At 63.9% G+C, this 12,490-nt stretch carries 10 protein-coding genes; 7 read left to right on the top strand and 3 right to left on the bottom strand.

The genetic code is table 11. The annotated features are described in order from the left end of the window. Positions 1-77: 77 nt before the first annotated feature. Positions 78-845, bottom strand: coding sequence for an exodeoxyribonuclease III (locus tag R6258_RS02795; RefSeq protein ID WP_318447106.1), 768 nt, complete (start codon positions 843-845; stop codon positions 78-80). Positions 846-1,059: 214 nt separating this feature from the next. Here R6258_RS02795 and pyrE point away from each other — a divergent pair, with 214 nt between their 5' ends. The 5 genes from pyrE to mprF all read left to right on the top strand — a co-directional run bounded on the left by pyrE (position 1,060) and on the right by mprF (position 7,944). Further along, positions 1,060-1,743, top strand: a complete 684-nt coding sequence (gene pyrE / locus R6258_RS02790; RefSeq protein WP_318447103.1) for an orotate phosphoribosyltransferase — start codon at positions 1,060-1,062, stop codon at positions 1,741-1,743. A gap of 111 nt (positions 1,744-1,854) precedes the next feature. Next, positions 1,855-2,409 carry a YfaZ family outer membrane protein gene (locus tag R6258_RS02785; RefSeq protein ID WP_318447100.1) on the top strand — a complete coding sequence of 185 codons (555 nt, stop codon included), beginning with the start codon at positions 1,855-1,857 and terminating at the stop codon, positions 2,407-2,409. A 189-nt stretch (positions 2,410-2,598) separates the two neighbouring features. Further along, positions 2,599-3,165, top strand: a complete 567-nt coding sequence (gene trmL, locus R6258_RS02780; RefSeq protein WP_318447098.1) for a tRNA (uridine(34)/cytosine(34)/5-carboxymethylaminomethyluridine(34)-2'-O)-methyltransferase TrmL — start codon at positions 2,599-2,601, stop codon at positions 3,163-3,165. 3 nt (positions 3,166-3,168) lie between these two features. Continuing rightward, positions 3,169-5,220, top strand: coding sequence for a DNA helicase Rep (rep, locus tag R6258_RS02775; protein ID WP_318447095.1), 2,052 nt, complete (start codon positions 3,169-3,171; stop codon positions 5,218-5,220). A gap of 84 nt (positions 5,221-5,304) precedes the next feature. Beyond that, the gene (mprF, locus tag R6258_RS02770; RefSeq protein ID WP_318448023.1) at positions 5,305-7,944 is read left to right on the top strand and encodes a bifunctional lysylphosphatidylglycerol flippase/synthetase MprF; all 2,640 of its coding nucleotides are present in this window, start codon (positions 5,305-5,307) and stop codon (positions 7,942-7,944) included. A gap of 191 nt (positions 7,945-8,135) precedes the next feature. Here the strand turns inward: mprF and R6258_RS02765 are convergent, their stop codons facing one another. Together R6258_RS02765 and R6258_RS02760 are read right to left on the bottom strand one after the other, a co-directional pair. Then, positions 8,136-9,497, bottom strand: coding sequence for an NCS1 family transporter (locus R6258_RS02765; RefSeq protein ID WP_318447094.1), 1,362 nt, complete (start codon positions 9,495-9,497; stop codon positions 8,136-8,138). Between the two features lie 152 nt (positions 9,498-9,649). After that, on the bottom strand, positions 9,650-10,390 hold the full coding sequence (locus tag R6258_RS02760) for an aspartate/glutamate racemase family protein (protein WP_318447092.1): 741 nt from the start codon (positions 10,388-10,390) through the stop codon (positions 9,650-9,652). A gap of 302 nt (positions 10,391-10,692) precedes the next feature. Here R6258_RS02760 and puuE point away from each other — a divergent pair, with 302 nt between their 5' ends. Both puuE and R6258_RS02750 read left to right on the top strand, forming a co-directional pair. Beyond that, the gene (gene puuE, locus R6258_RS02755; RefSeq protein WP_318447090.1) at positions 10,693-11,628 is read left to right on the top strand and encodes an allantoinase PuuE; all 936 of its coding nucleotides are present in this window, start codon (positions 10,693-10,695) and stop codon (positions 11,626-11,628) included. Between the two features lie 31 nt (positions 11,629-11,659). Next, positions 11,660-12,487: a bifunctional allantoicase/(S)-ureidoglycine aminohydrolase gene (locus tag R6258_RS02750; RefSeq protein WP_318447088.1), complete on the top strand. Its 828-nt coding sequence runs from the start codon at positions 11,660-11,662 to the stop codon at positions 12,485-12,487. The last annotated feature ends 3 nt before the right edge of the window (positions 12,488-12,490 follow it).

Genomic DNA, 12,490 nt, shown 5'->3' with positions numbered 1-12,490 from the left:
CAAAACGCCGGCTCCTGGGCCGGCGTTTTGCTGTCTAGGCACTCGTTAAAACGCGACGAAAGGCCGTGGGAGAGGGCTCAGAGGGTCAGGTCGTACTCGACGATCAACGGGGCGAACTCGGAGAAGGTCGCCTCGCGGTCGATCCAGGCGTCGACCACATGGCGCCGGAAGTTGGGACCGACGATTTGATAGTCGATGCGCCAGCCTTCCTGGCGGCTGCGCGGGACTTCCTGATCGAGCTTGGGCCACCAGGTGTATTCACCGGCATCGCGGTTGACTTCGCGGAAGGTGTCGATGAAGCCGGTGGGACCGAACATCTGGTCCATCCAGGCGCGTTCCTCGGGCTTGAAGCCCGGGGTGGTCTGGTTGTCGGCCCAATTGGCCAGGTCGACGGTCTTGTGCGCGATGTGCCAGGTGCCGCAGATAATGTACTCGCGGCGCTTGCGAGCCATCTTGGACAGGTATTCCTGGTACTGGCTCATGAAGCTCTGCTTGGCGGCATAGTCGCTGCCGTCGGGCATCAGGAAGCTGGCGATGCTGAAACGATCGTAATCGGCCTGCAGGAAGCGGGCCTCGTTGTCGCACTGCTCGAAGCCCAGGCCGTACATGATCGCCTTGGGGATCTTGCGACAGTACAGGCCGACGCCGGAGAAGCCGTCCTGTTCGGCATCGAGGAAGTAGCCCTCGTAGCCTTCGGGATAAAGAATGCTGTCGTCGAGCTCGAAACTCTTGGCCTTCAGGTTCTGCACGCAGACGACATCGACATCCTGATCGGCCAGCCAGTCGAGAAACCCTCGCTCGACCGCGGCACGAATTCCATTGACGTTGATGCTGGCGATTTTCATACATGGTCCCTTTTTCGTCGCGCGTGTATGATACCTGAGCTTTCGACGTTTGGGTAAATGACTCGGGCCAATCGTTCGTTTAAAGCGCTCTCGTGTTTCAGGGTAGCCATTCGCGTCGAACCGTCACCCAGTTAGCCGTCTCTAGAACGTCAGGCTATCGCTAAAAAGCCAAGCAGTCCCCAAACGCAATCAGTTGCTACAAAGAGGAAGCCCCGTGGCCGGCCAGTTGCAAGCCTACCAGCGCGACTTCATCGCCTTCGCCATCGAGCAGGGCGTACTCAAGTTCGGCGAGTTCACGCTCAAGTCGGGACGCGTGAGTCCCTATTTCTTCAATGCCGGCCTGTTCAAGAGCGGTGCCGCTCTGGCGCGTCTCGGCCGCTGCTACGCGCAGGCGATCGTCGACAGCGGCCTCAAGGCCGACGTGCTGTTCGGCCCCGCCTACAAGGGGATCCCGCTGGGTACCGCCACCGCCGTGGCGCTGGCCGAGTATCATGGCCGCGACCTGCCATTCGCCTTCAATCGCAAGGAGGCCAAGACCCACGGCGAGGGCGGCCAGATCGTCGGCGCCGAGCTCACCGGGCGGGTGCTGATCATCGACGACGTGATCACCGCCGGCACCGCGATCGGCGAGGTCATGACGCTGATCGAATCGGCCGGCGCCAGTGCCGCCGGGGTGGTGATCGCCCTCGATCGACAGGAGTGCGGCCAGATCGACGGCGAGATGACCAGCCACAGCGCCATCCAGGAAGTCGAGGCGCGTTACGCCATGCCGGTGATCAGCATCGTCACCCTCGATCAGGTACTCGCCTACCTCGAGCAGTACGCTGGCAGCGAGCTTCAGCCGCATGCCGAGGCGATCCGCGATTATCGGGCCCGCTACGGCGTGCTGGCGCGCTGAGTCGTTCGAGAGCAGCGTTTTAAAACGCCGTTTGATAACCCGGTCATTTCTGCCATAGTTGAGTGGCAAGCCCACTCGTTGCAAGCCTATTCGTTGTAAGGACATGCAGTCATGATCAAGTCATTCGGTTTCGCGCTCTCTTCCGCCGGGCTCTTGCTGGCCAGTCATCAGGCCATGGCGCTCAGCGTTTCCGCCAGCGGCGGCCCGCACTCTCAAGGCATCGAAGCCAGCCAGACGATCTTCCCCACGCTACGCGCCGGGGTCGGCTACTTCACTTCTGACGACAGCGGCGACGATGCCGATTTCTATTCCGGCTCGCTGATGTTCACGCCCTACCTGCCGGGCATCGACCTGGCGGTGGGCGGCCGCTACCAGTATCAGGACACGGCCTATGGTGACGGCGGCGGCCTGGGACTGGGCGGCTCGGCGTTCGTCGACACGCCGATTCCGCTGACCTCGGTAGGCGGTTATGGCTTCTACATGCCCAACGGGCTGAGCCACGGCGACATCGAGAAGAGCTATGAATACGGTGCCCAGCTACGAGTCAACGTGGTCGCGCAGACTTATCTCTACGGTGGCTACCGCTACTACCGCACCGAGTTCGACGACCGCGGCGAGCACACCCTGCACAGCGGGCCGACGTTCGGCGTCAGCGTCGGTTTCTGATGGGAGACTGAGCTACGAGCTACGAGCTACGAGCTACGAGCTACGAGCGTTGGCGCCGGCTTTGGGGCGCTATAAAGAGTATTCGAGCGCCGGCTCCGGAGCGCTACAAAGAGCCATTCGGGGCGCCGATTGCGTATCATGCACCGCGCGCGCCAGCCTTTTCTCAGCCGCCATCGGCCCGGAACTTTCATGCTCGATATCGTGCTCTTCGAACCCGAGATTCCGCCCAACACCGGCAACCTCATCCGGCTGTGCGCCAACACCGGCTTCCGCCTGCATCTGGTCGAACCGCTGGGCTTCACCCTCGATGACAAGCGCCTGCGCCGTGCCGGGCTGGATTATCACGAATGGGCGCGGGTCAAGGTCCACGCCGACTGGCCGGCGTTCGTGCGCGACGTGGCCCCCGACAGGGTCTTCGCCATTTCCACCCGGGGGCGCACCGGCTACCATGAGCCGGCCTACGCGCCCGGCGATGCGCTGGTATTCGGGCCCGAGACCCGTGGCCTGCCACAGGCCATGCTCGACGCCCTGCCGCCCGAGCAGCGCCTGCGCCTGCCGATGCTGCCCGACAGCCGCAGCCTCAATCTGTCCAACGCCGCCGCGATCCTGGTCTACGAGGCTTGGCGTCAGCTTGAATTCGTTGGCGCCGGGCTTCCGGGGGCAGGCCTTCCTGGCGCCGGGCTTCCGGGGGCCGATACAGCGGGTGAGCGCCCGGTAACCGATACAGACATACCCGACACGGCCGGCAACGAGTAACCGATGTCTATTCAGCAACGCCTCGCCAAGCTCAATCCGCGCCAGCAGGAAGCGGTGCGCTTCATCGACGGTCCCTGCCTGGTGCTGGCCGGTGCCGGCTCCGGCAAGACCAGCGTGATCACCACCAAGATCGCCTACCTGGTTCAGGAGTGCGGCATGAGCGCGCGCAAGATCGCCGCGGTGACCTTCACCAACAAGGCCGCACGCGAGATGAAGGAGCGCGTCGGGCAATTGCTCAAGGGCCGCGAGGGCCATGGCCTGACGGTGTCGACCTTCCATACTCTGGGGCTCAACATCATTCGCGGCGAGCTCAAGACGCTGGGCTACAAGCCGGGCTTCTCGCTGTTCGACCCCGAGGACGCCAAGGCGCTGCTGCGCGATCTGATGCAGAAGGACGCCCAGGTCGACGCCGACCAGATCAACCGCGTGCAGGGCCAGATTTCCACCTGGAAGAACGACCTGGTGCTGCCCGGCCAGGCGCTGTCGCACGCCGCCGACGAGGACGAGCAGTACGCGGCGCGTCTCTACGAGGCCTACGGGCGCCACCTCAAGGCCTACAACGCGGTCGACTTCGACGACCTGATCATGTTGCCGGTGGTACTGCTGCAGAGCGACCCCGAGGCGCTGGCACGCTGGCGGCGCAAGATCCACTACATGCTGGTCGACGAGTATCAGGACACCAACATCAGCCAGTACCAGCTGGTCCGCCTGCTGATGGCCGAGCGCGGCACCTTCACCGTGGTTGGCGACGACGACCAGTCGATCTACGCCTGGCGCGGCGCGCGCCCGGAGAACCTGGTCACGCTGGGCGAGGATTTCCCGCGCCTCAAGGTGATCAAGCTCGAGCAGAACTATCGTTCGACGCAACTGATCCTGCGCGCCGCCAATACGCTGATCAGTAATAATCCGCACGTCTACGACAAGGCGCTGTGGTCGGACAAGGGTGTCGGCGCGCCGATCCGCATCGTCGTCAATCGCCACGAGGAGGCCGAGGCCGAGCGGGTGGCCAGCGAGATTCTCACCCGGCGCATCAAGGAGTCCGCCGAGTGGCGCGACTTCGCGGTACTCTATCGCGGCAACTTCCAGGCCCGGCTGCTGGAACTGAAACTCCAGCACTATCAGATTCCCTACAAGCTCTCCGGTGGCACCTCGTTCTTCTCGCGCGGCGAGATCAAGGATGCCATGGCCTATTTGCGACTGCTGATCAATCCCGGCGACGACAACGCCTTCCTGCGCATCGTCAACGTGCCGCGCCGCGAGATCGGCCCCGGCACGCTCGAGAAGCTCGCCAACTACGCCACCGAGCGCAGCATCTCGCTGTTCGCCGCCTGTCATGAGATGGGCCTCGAACAGGTACTGCCGACCCGCGCCGTCGAGCGCCTGGGGCGCTTCACCCACTTCATCGACGGCGTGCGCAAGCGCATGGACCATGGCGATGCGATCAGCGCGATCCGCGAGATGATGCGTGACATGGACTACGAGGCGTGGCTTTACCAGAACGCCAGCGCGCCCACCGTCGCCGAGCGGCGCATGGCCAACGTCTGGATACTCATCGATCAGCTCGAGAAGTCGATGCAGCGCGATCCGGAAGAGGCCACGACCAGCGAGGACAGCGAAACCGACGACGTCGAATCGGCGATCTCGCGGCTGGTGCTGCGCGACATTCTCGAGCAGCAGGCCGAGGAGGACGACTCCGACCGCATCCAGCTATTGACGCTGCACGCCGCCAAGGGCCTGGAGTTCCCCCACGTCTACGTGATGGGCCTCGAGGAGGAGCTGCTGCCGCACCGCAACGCCATTGAGCTCGATACCGTCGAGGAGGAGCGCCGGCTGGCCTACGTGGGCATCACCCGCGCCCGCCAGACGCTGACGCTGACGCTGGCCCGCCAGCGCAAGACCTATGGCGAGCTGATGGACTGCACGCCCAGTCGCTTCCTCGACGAGCTACCGGCGGACGACCTGGAATGGGAGGGCCGCGCCGACAAGGAAGACCCGGACAAGAAGCAGGCCCGCGGCAAGGACGCCCTGGCGGGCATCCGTTCGCTGCTGGGTTGAGCGGCGCCAATGAGAGGATGAATCTGCCATGCGTTCTGAAAGGACGCACTTGAACGAAGCTTTAGGAGCCCTAGCGTGACCGATATGCCGGACCCCGTGACCTCGACCGACCCGGAGGGCTCGCTGGAACAACGGAGAGGCCATGCCAACCGTCTCTTGCTCTGGCTGCGACGTCTCGTGCCGCCCATGCTGCTGCTTGTCGTCCTAGTGCTGGTTGGCCTGGAAGTTCAGGGCCTGAATTTCTATCAGCTGCGTCGGACGACCGAAAACCTCGAGCTGTGGAAGTTGGTTCTGGTCGTGCTCGCCGGGCTCATGGCGGTGATTGCCATGACCGGGTACGACCTGGCGGTGGCGCGGGGCCTTCGACTGAACCTTTCGGTTCGCTACATCTTCCGCTATGCCTGGGTAGCCAATACCTTCAACAATATCGCTGGTGTTTCTGGACTCACCGGTTCGGGGATCCGCTTTCTAGCCCTGAATCGGGCCGAGATAGACAATGCCACGATCACGCGCTACGTAGGCCTGACGGCCTTGTCCACACCGCTGGGCCTGGCTGGGCTGGCTATCGCCGGGCTGCCTTCCATCCATCATCTGCTTGAGCAGACCACGCTACCTTCCTGGCTGGGGTATGCCCTGGTTGCCCTGGCCACGCTCTACCTACTGGGCTATCTGTGTTTCGAGCGGTTCCTGCCCCTGCCAGGGCTGGATGCCAGGAGTGCCAGCATCGGCCTGAAAATGGTTTTGCTGGTCATATCCGCACTCGAGTGGACGGCCGCGGCAGGCGTTTTCTGGTTATGTCTTTGGCTGGTCGGTGTCACGTTGCCGCCTTGGATATTGATGGCCGCCTTTGCATTTTCCGCCACATTGGGTGTGCTCAGCTTTCTGCCGGGCGGCCTGGGTGTGCTGGATGGCACCCTGATCCTGCTGCTCACGGCCCAGGGCGTACCCGCCGAGGCGGTATTGACGGCGGTGCTGCTGTTCCGGGTGTGTTACTACCTGGTTCCCTGGTTGTTGGGCGTGGAATGGGGGGCCCAGTTGTTCGTCCTCCAGGAGCCACGGGCGTTGCGCCTGCTGGCAGGACGGTTGCGGCACATTCCTCTATTCGGTGTGTTGCAGATACCCGTGGAGTGGCTGTCCACCCTAGGTGTGCGCATGCTTGCTTGGGTGACGCTGAGCGCTGGTATCGTGCTACTGCTGTCCAACCTGCTGCCCGTACTCGGCGATCGCGCCGGGCTCATCCGTGAGCTTGTCCCGTTGTTTGCGCGGGAAACGTCCCATCTGGCTACGGCGATGATCGGTACCCTGCTGATCGGTCTGTCACGAGGCATTGCCGCCCAGACGATCCAGGCCTATCGGCTGACCCAGTGGCTGCTCTTGCTGGGCATGGTCCTGAGCCTGCTCAAGGGGCTCAGCCTGGAAACGGCACTCTACCTGGGTGCTGTCAGTCTTTTGTTGTGGACACGGCGCAGCGATTTCCGGCGCACCACTTTTCCTCTTGTCAGCCGCCAGACGTTGGGCTGGCTCGTCGTGCTCATGGCGGCCGTCGGCGGTTATCTCGTCTTTGGCGGGATCATCTACGGCGATGGTCCGGTAATCGACATGCTGAGCCGCTTCGGCTATGCACTGGATCGCCCGCGCTTCGTGCGCGCCGGGCTGGTGGTGTTCACGACGGCCCTGGCGCTGGTGGCCTGGGTCGCGTTCACCCGCACCGGCCCCCGGCTGAAGCGGCCGACGCAGGAAGACCTGGCCCGGGCCCGGGAGGTCATGGCGCGCCATGGCGGCACGCCCTTTGCGCATCTGGCCCTGCTGGGGGACAAGCACCTCATGTATGACGACGCGGGGGAAAGTTTCGTCCAGTTCGGCCTCATCGGAGATTGCATGATTGCCTTGGGCGATCCGGTCGGTGCGCCGAACCGCTTGCGTGAAGCCATTGCCGTTTTTCGGGCTTTTGCCGATCGTAACGGCTGTACGCCGGTCTTCTACGAGATCGACGAAGACCATCTTCATCTCTATCACGATCTGGGTTTTGCCATCTTCAAGCTGGGCGAGCAGGCGATTGTCGATCTCCACACATTCTCGGTCCAGGGTCGGCAAGGTCGAGACTTCCGTCTGGCGATCAACCATGCCGAGCGCGAAGGGCTGAGTTTCGAGTTGATCGAGCCGCCATTGTCCGATGAGGTTTGGGAGGAACTGAAGAGGGTATCCGACGACTGGCTGGGCGGGCGCAATGAGAAGGGCTTCTCACTGGGGACGATGAACCGCGACTACCTGAATTGGGCGCCGATCGCGGTCGTTCGCCAGGCACAGCGCATCGTCGCCTTTGCCAATCTGATGCCAGCCTACGGGCCGATTCGCGAGATGAGCCTGGATCTGATGCGCTATCGATCGGATGCACCCAAGAGCACCATGGATTTCCTGTTCGTGAAGTTGCTGTTGCACGCTCAGGCGACCGGTCACGAGACCTTCAATCTGGGCATGGCACCGCTGTCAGGGGTTGGTGAACATCCCTACGCGCGCTTCGCGGAGCGCGGGATGCGTATCGCCTACGAGCATGGCAACGTCCTCTATAACTACAAGGGGCTACGCGCCTACAAGGAGAAGTTCCGGCCCCACTGGCGAAGCGCCTACCTGGTCTATCCGTATACCTCGTCTTTGCGCCGGGTTCTGTTGGACAGCGCCGCCCTGGTCGCAGGGGGATACTTGCGCCTGCTGCGCCGCGGCTAGTGGGAGGCAAGCACGACAAGGCGCAAGAAGCGCCCGTAACATTGTGCATGGCGAAGACTTACTGCACGACGGAAAGACCTTGGGTGAAATTTGCGAGAGCAGGCAGATCAATGCAGCGCTCGATGGCCACGAGTCAGGCGCCGGCCACTCGGCCGACGCCATGCTTCCTACCTACAGGGTAGCGCTTGGGTCTATTCGCGAAAGCGCTGGCAGGCCGGCCAGTACTGCATCAGCAGGTAGTAGAGGATGCCCGCCGGCAGCAGGCTGGCATACCACGACACCGCCGAGACGTTGAGTGCCACTACCGCGCCGATTAGTGCCGCGACGATCGCCGCGTAGTTGACGCCGCGATAGGGCCCCTGGACGTCGTAGAGCTTGTCGATGTCCAGCGTGCGCCGGCGAATCAGGTAGTAGTCCACCGCCATGATCGCGAAGATCGGCCCCAGGAAAGCCGAGTAGGTCTGCACGAACAGCTGCAGGCCGGCGGCCGAGTCGTCCTTGACCAGCTCCCAGGGGAAGGTGGCGAAGGCCAGCAGGCCGACGATTACCGTGGCGCTGCGGAACTTGAGCTTGAACACATCCATCAGCACGTAGGTCGGCGGCACCACGTTGTTGAGCACGTTGGTCGTGACCTGGGCGAAGGCGATGAACAGCAGCGTGGTGACCAGCAGCGGGGTGTTGTCCACCGCGTTGGCGAATACCTGAATGGGATCGGCGACTCCGGTGGCGCCCGAGACCATCAACCCGATCAGTCCCATGAACAGCGTGCAGGGCAGAATCGACATGGCGTAGATGGTGGCCAAAAGCCCCGGTCCGGTGCCGTGCTTGAGCTCGCGGGAGTAGTCGCTGGCGTTGAGGATCATGGTGCTGTAGATGCCCAGGAACAGCATCGTCGCGCCCCAGAACGGCAGCCCCCAGGTGCCCTCGATGTTTATCAGCTGCTCGCCGAGCACGTCGCCGTACTTGTTGATCACGCTGACGAACATGTACACCAGCGAGACCAGGATGAAGCCGCTGCCGATGTTCTCCAGCCACTTGATGCCCTGGAAGCCGAACACAGACAGGCCGATCTGCAGGAACTGAAAGGCGATGAAGTAGAACACCAGGTTGTCGAAGCCGAACAGCGTCGCCGACACCGCGTTGAGCGCGCCGGCGCCGATCCAGCTCTGGAAGCCGTACCAGACGATCGCCGGCACCGCGCGTACCAGCCCGGGAAAGCGCGTGCCGGTGAAGCCGAAGGCGCTGCGCGCCTGGACCATGAACGGGATGCCGTACTTGTAGCCGGCGGCGCCGTTGATCGCCAGCGCCACGCCGATCACGAAGCAGCCGATGGCGATGGCCAGCGAGGCCTGCAGCAGGTTGAGCGTGCCGACGATGCTCGAGCCCATGGCGAAGGTGCCGATCGATACGCAGCCGCCGAACCAGGCCAGCAGGTAGGAAAAGCGCCCCATGATGCGGGTCTTCTGCGGTGCCAGCGATTCCTCGCCGGGGGCCTTGGTCGCCGTGACGATGGCGTCGGGCGCCGCCCCGGGCTGGGAGGTTGAAGTGGTCATACGTTGCCTCGCGGTGGTTGCCGGTTTGTTGTCGTTGCCGCAAGCGGCGGTTTTGGGTCTGAGGCGTACTGTGTCGTTGTCGTTATGTTTAGAGGTGTCGCGAGTCGTTGGGTCGTCGGGATCGCCTTGTGTCGTGTGGGTGGCAAGGCGCGTCAGTGGCGCGAGTCGCTCCAGTCGGCGAACCGGCCACTGAACAGCTTGGGCCGCGGAAACGCCAGATCGCCGTGCTTGCTGGTGTGAAGACCCAGCCCGACCAACGCCTCGGCGAGCTTGACCGAGGCGGTCACACCCTCGATCACCGGCAGGCCCACGGCGTCGCTGATCCGCGCGGTGAGATCGGCCATGCCGCCACAGCCGAGCACGATCGAGCCGATGCCGTCCTCATCGCGGGCACGCCGGCACTCGACGACGATGCGCTCGAAGGCCGCCTCGCTGTTGTCTTCCAGCTCGAGCACCGGGATCTCGGCGGCACGCACCCGCCGGCAGTGTCCGGCGAAGCCGTAGCTGGCGAGCAGATGTTCGGCGATGATTGCGGTGCGTCCCAGGGTGGTGACCACCGAGAAGCGCGTACTGACCAACGTGGCCATGTGGAAGGCAGCCTCGGCGATGCCGATCACCGGCGCCCGGGTCAGCTCGCGCGCGGCCATCAGCCCGGGATCGCCGAAGCAGGCGACGATGTAGGCATCGACCGCCTCGCTCTCGCCGCGGCGGACCTCCTCGGCGACGCCGACCGCACTGATCGCCTCGTCGAAATGGCTCTCGATGGACACCGGGCCGTCCGGTGGGTTGACCGCGCTGATGCGGGTATCCGGCGCGGCGATGGCCAGGGCCGCTTCGCCGATCTTGGCGGTCATGCTGGCGGTGGTGTTGGGGTTGATGACGCGAATGTGCACGGTTGCCTCGCGGCTGAAGGCCGGCTTCGGCCGTTGTTTACGATTTAAAAACTCTTTGTACACAAAACCTAGGCGCCGAATGCTTTGAGCGCAAGCAGCAAAAGCGTTTGCCAAGTATTGGCGTATCAACGCGCCGCGCGGGAGGGCCCGGTGATGGCTGCTGGGCGTATATAAAGAGGCGAATAAAACCGGCATGTGCCGCGAGTGGCCGCCTTGCCGTAGAGTCCTGTTAGGCGCTAGGTTAGTCTTGTATACATTAGCCTCCGGGCGTCACGCTTCATACAACGACAAGGAAAGCCGCCATGTCCCTATCGGATGCCGCCTACCCCCGCGATCTGATCGGTTACGCCGGTAACCCTCCGCAGGCCGACTGGCCGGGCCAGGCGCGCATCGCCGTGCAGTTCGTCCTCAACTACGAGGAGGGCGGCGAGAACAGCGTGCTGCACGGCGACAGCCACTCCGAGAAGTTCCTCTCCGAGATCGTCGGCGCCGAGGCCTATCCCGAGCGCCACATGAGCATGGAATCGATCTACGAGTACGGCTCGCGGGCCGGGGTGTGGCGGGTGCTGCGGGAGTTCGAGCGGCGCGGCCTGCCGCTCACCGTGTTCGGCGTGGCGATGGCTCTGGAGCGCAACCCCGAGGCCGCCCAGGCGTTCAAGGAGCTGGGTCACGAAGTCGCCTGTCACGGCTGGCGCTGGCTGCATTATCAGGGCGTGCCGGAGGCGATCGAGCGCGACCACATGCGCCGGGCGATCGCGATCTTCGAATCGCTCTACGGCGAGAAACCGCTGGGCTGGTATACCGGCCGCGACACCCCCAACACCCGGCGGCTGGTGCTCGACGAGGGCTCGTTCCTCTACGACAGCGACTACTACGGCGACGACCTGCCGTTGTGGATGCGCGCCGAGGATAGCCAGGGCCAGGCCCACGATCATCTGGTGATACCCTATACCCTCGACAGCAACGACATGCGTTTCGCCTCGCCGCAGGGCTTCAATACCGGCGAGCACTTCTTCAGCTATTTGCGCGATGCCTTCGACGTGCTCTACGCCGAGGGTGAGGAGACCCCCAAGATGCTCTCGGTGGGTCTGCACTGCCGGCTGATCGGCCGCCCCGGGCGTTTCCGTGGCCTGCAGCGCTTTCTCGACCACATCGAGGCCCACGACCGGGTGTGGGTGACCCGGCGCGTCGACATCGCCCGCCACTGGGCCGAGCATCACCCGGCGCCGCGCGGCTGAGCGCCGCCACTGCAACGATCAAGGTAACCCCATGAATCGACCCAGCTATTACGCCCCGCGTGGCGGACTGCCGCCGCAGACGCAATTGCTCACGGACCGCGCGGTATTTACCGAGGCCTACGCGATCATCCCCAAGGGGGTAATGCGCGATATCGTTACCAGCAACCTGCCGTTCTGGGACAGGACCCGGCTGTGGGTGCTCTCGCGGCCGCTGTCGGGCTTCGCCGAGACGTTCTCGCAATACATCATGGAAGTGGCCCCGGGCGGCGGCAGCGACAGGCCCGAGCTCGACCCCACGGCCGAGGGCGTGTTGTTCGTGGTCGAGGGCGAGCTGAACCTGACCCTGGCCGGCGAGCGCCATGTGCTCACCCCGGGCGGCTACGCCTTCATCCCCCCGGGCTGCGACTGGCGGGTGCGCAACGAAGCCGACGGTGAAGTGCGCTTTCACTGGGTGCGCAAGGCCTACGAGCGCGTCGAGGGCATCGCGCTGCCCGAGCCGTTCGTCGCCAACGAGAACGACATCGAGCCGCTGGTGATGCCCGACACCGACGGCAAATGGAGCACCACGCGCTTCGTCGACCCCTCCGACATGCGCCACGACATGCACGTCAACATCGTCAATTTCGAGCCCGGCGGGGTGATCCCCTTCGACGAGACCCACGTCATGGAACACGGCCTCTACGTGCTCGAGGGCAAGGCGGTCTATCATCTCAACCAGGACTGGGTCGAGGTCGAGGCCGGCGACTACATGTGGCTGCGCGCCTTCTGCCCGCAGGCCTGCTACGCCGGTGGCCCGGGGCGTTTCCGCTACCTTTTGTACAAGGACGTCAACCGGCACATGAAACTGCGCCTGAGCTGAGGA

The organism is Halomonas sp. HP20-15, assembly GCF_033446685.1.
In the GTDB taxonomy this organism is placed as follows: Bacteria; Pseudomonadota; Gammaproteobacteria; order Pseudomonadales; family Halomonadaceae; genus Modicisalibacter.
The sequence above is the reverse complement of the archived record's forward strand: the minus strand, read 5'-3'. Positions and strand labels throughout refer to the sequence as shown.

Excerpts from the sequence above, each read along its gene's own strand:
- R6258_RS02795 (WP_318447106.1), bottom strand. The coding sequence starts at position 845 with ATGAAAATCGCCAGCATCAACGTCAATGGAATTCGTGCCGCGGTCGAG.
- R6258_RS02785 (WP_318447100.1), top strand. The coding sequence starts at position 1,855 with ATGATCAAGTCATTCGGTTTCGCGCTCTCTTCCGCCGGGCTCTTGCTG.
- trmL (WP_318447098.1), top strand. The coding sequence starts at position 2,599 with ATGCTCGATATCGTGCTCTTCGAACCCGAGATTCCGCCCAACACCGGC.
- rep (WP_318447095.1), top strand. The coding sequence starts at position 3,169 with ATGTCTATTCAGCAACGCCTCGCCAAGCTCAATCCGCGCCAGCAGGAA.
- mprF (WP_318448023.1), top strand. The coding sequence starts at position 5,305 with ATGCCGGACCCCGTGACCTCGACCGACCCGGAGGGCTCGCTGGAACAA.
- R6258_RS02765 (WP_318447094.1), bottom strand. The coding sequence starts at position 9,497 with ATGACCACTTCAACCTCCCAGCCCGGGGCGGCGCCCGACGCCATCGTC.
- puuE (WP_318447090.1), top strand. The coding sequence starts at position 10,693 with ATGTCCCTATCGGATGCCGCCTACCCCCGCGATCTGATCGGTTACGCC.
- R6258_RS02750 (WP_318447088.1), top strand. The coding sequence starts at position 11,660 with ATGAATCGACCCAGCTATTACGCCCCGCGTGGCGGACTGCCGCCGCAG.